The following is a 2,331-nucleotide window of genomic DNA, read 5'->3' on the forward strand; positions in this document are numbered from 1 at the left end:
TACCTCATTGTTTGTGTTACAGTTTTCATAGCGGATAGATTCCTCCTGTTGCTTTTTTGGTTTAGCAACTTAACTGTAACACAGAGGGTCTCTATTCGCTATACTTTTTTGCTTTTTGTAACACATCTATTGTAATCCTACATTAAAACGAGAAATAATTGTAAAAAACAATTGACAAAACACTTCTTTTGAGCTATAATATTAAAGCTGTTTAGTTTCAGAATATAAATTTATTTCGAGGTGTAACTCAGTTTGGTAGAGTGCTTGGTTTGGGACCAAGATGCCGCAGGTTCAAGTCCTGTCACCTCGACCATAAGAGGGTAACAAGAAAGATGTCACCCCCGAAAAGCCTGATAAAATCGGGCTTTTTTGCGTTTTATAAGCAAAAATTATCAATAGGTTTCAATAGATGTCAAATCATCATTTTGCCAATTTTATGGTTTTGAACCTACGGAAAGTTAAAATATAATAAATTTCATAACAGAGTCGATTTTATAGAAATATAATTTCGGCTCTTTTTTTGGCAATCGTTTTAATTTTTTGATTAAAGCGGTTGCTTTTTTTGTCACAGCACATTGCATTCTTAAAGGACTTTTTCAGAACCTACAAAGACTTTACCGATGTTCAGCTTGATACAATTGAAATCCTGTTGATGAAGTTATATGCAAGATTCGGCATTACAGACTCAACCGATTACAGCACAAAGAAACCGTCCGACTTTCCAATTATGTCTGATTTCTATCAACTCTGCGAAGAAGAATATATGACTTACGACCACAAGCGAAGATATCTCTACACAGAGGAAATTTTTGGCAGTGCCGGTGGTAGATAATTATAGACAACAGCTTAAAATGGTGATATTATAATTATATAATTGTTTTGAGAGCTTTTGTATAAGAGGTGTTTGAATTGAATAAAGAATTTAAGGTATTAATGCTTAACGGAAGTCCGAGAATAAATGGTAATACAACAATTGTTCTTAAAGCAATGGAAAAGATATTTACTGAAAATGGTATAGTTGTAGAAAATGTACAGGTAGGGAATAAGGACATAAGAGGTTGCATTGCTTGTGGCACTTGCTTTGAAAAGGGTAAATGTGTTTTTGACGATATTGTCAATGAGCTGGCTCCAAAATTTCAGGTGGCTGACGGTTTAGTAATTGCAAGCCCTGTATATTATGCATCTGCAAATGCAACCCTAATCGCTTGCCTTGACAGACTTTTTTACAGCACTGATTTTGACAAGACAATGAAGGTAGGAGCAAGTGTTGCTTGTGCAAGGCGAGGCGGTTGCTCTGCTACCTTTGATGAACTGAATAAGTATTTTACAATTGCCAATATGCCTATTGCTTCAAGTCAGTATTGGAACAGTATTCACGGCAGAGAAAAGGGACAGGCAGAAATTGATGAAGAAGGTATGCAGACTATGAGGGCTTTGGCAAGAAATATGTCTTTCTTAATAAAGAGCATTGCTCTTGGTAAAGAACAATATGGTCTGCCTGAAAAAGAGCAATGGACTCCAACACATTTTATCAGATGATTTAATAATAGCAGAATAACGAAATAATCAGTAAATTTTATTTTTATAAAGGAGGAACTTTTTATGAGAAAAAATATTAAAACTACAGAGGCAATATTTCCAATGCCTGTATTATTGGTGGCAACCTATAATGACGATGGTACTATCGATGTAATGAATGCAGCATGGGGAACAATGATAAGCAGAGATATCGTTGCTTTAAATCTAACAGAAACTCATAAAACCGTTAAGAACATTAAAGAGAGAAAGGCATTCACCGTAAGCATAGCAGATGCAAAGCATATTGTTGAGGCTGATTATTTTGGAGTTGTTTCGGGGAATGATACGAAAAATAAGTTTGAAATCAGCGGGCTTACAGCTGTTAAATCAGAAAATATTGATGCTCCTATTATTACTGAATTCCCACTTTGTATGGAATGCGAATTTATCGAATATCAAAGTGGTGAGTATGGATGTGGAGTAGTAGCAAAGGTGGTAAATGTTACTGCAGATGAAAGTGTTATGAATGGCGACAAGGTGGATATTTCCTTGGTAAATGCCATTGCTTTTGATCCATATACTCACGGTTATTATAAAGTTAATGAAAGAGTAGGAAATGCCTTTAAAGACGGATTGCAATTAAAATAATAAGATTGCTGATAATAAAAAAATCCCATTGAGCTTTATTGAACTGCCCCAAGTTATGCAGACAGTACAAAAAAGCCTACTTGATGTAGTTAAAATTAAAATTTAAGCAACAAACTGATTTCGTTTTTCTAGCGGAGTCAGTTTTGTTTTTGTTTGAATACGATA

3 protein-coding genes and 1 tRNA gene are annotated in these 2,331 nt (G+C 34.7%); all 4 read left to right on the plus strand.

The genetic code is table 11. The annotated features are described in order from the left end of the window. Positions 1 to 236 precede the first annotated feature (236 nt). The 4 genes from GMA13_RS10465 (at position 237) to GMA13_RS10480 (ending at position 2,166) form a co-directional block, all read left to right on the plus strand. Positions 237 to 313, plus strand: a tRNA-Pro gene (locus GMA13_RS10465). Positions 314 to 562: 249 nt separating this feature from the next. Further along, positions 563 to 832, plus strand: coding sequence for a hypothetical protein (locus tag GMA13_RS10470; RefSeq protein WP_370687090.1), 270 nt, complete (start codon positions 563 to 565; stop codon positions 830 to 832). A gap of 101 nt (positions 833 to 933) precedes the next feature. After that, the gene (locus GMA13_RS10475) at positions 934 to 1,539 is read left to right on the plus strand and encodes a flavodoxin family protein (protein ID WP_370687091.1); all 606 of its coding nucleotides are present in this window, start codon (positions 934 to 936) and stop codon (positions 1,537 to 1,539) included. A gap of 63 nt (positions 1,540 to 1,602) precedes the next feature. Continuing rightward, entirely contained in the window at positions 1,603 to 2,166 is a 564-nt protein-coding gene (locus tag GMA13_RS10480; RefSeq protein ID WP_255884519.1) for a flavin reductase family protein, read from the plus strand. Positions 2,167 to 2,331 lie beyond the last annotated feature (165 nt).

Source organism: Ruminococcus sp. zg-924 (assembly GCF_024433635.1).
In the GTDB taxonomy this organism is placed as follows: Bacteria; Bacillota; Clostridia; order Oscillospirales; family Acutalibacteraceae; genus UBA7067.

Bases quoted from the DNA above. Each gene is read 5' to 3' on its own strand.
- GMA13_RS10475 (WP_370687091.1), top strand. From the start codon at position 934: ATGCTTAACGGAAGTCCGAGAATAAATGGTAATACAACAATTGTTCTT.
- GMA13_RS10480 (WP_255884519.1), top strand. From the start codon at position 1,603: ATGAGAAAAAATATTAAAACTACAGAGGCAATATTTCCAATGCCTGTA.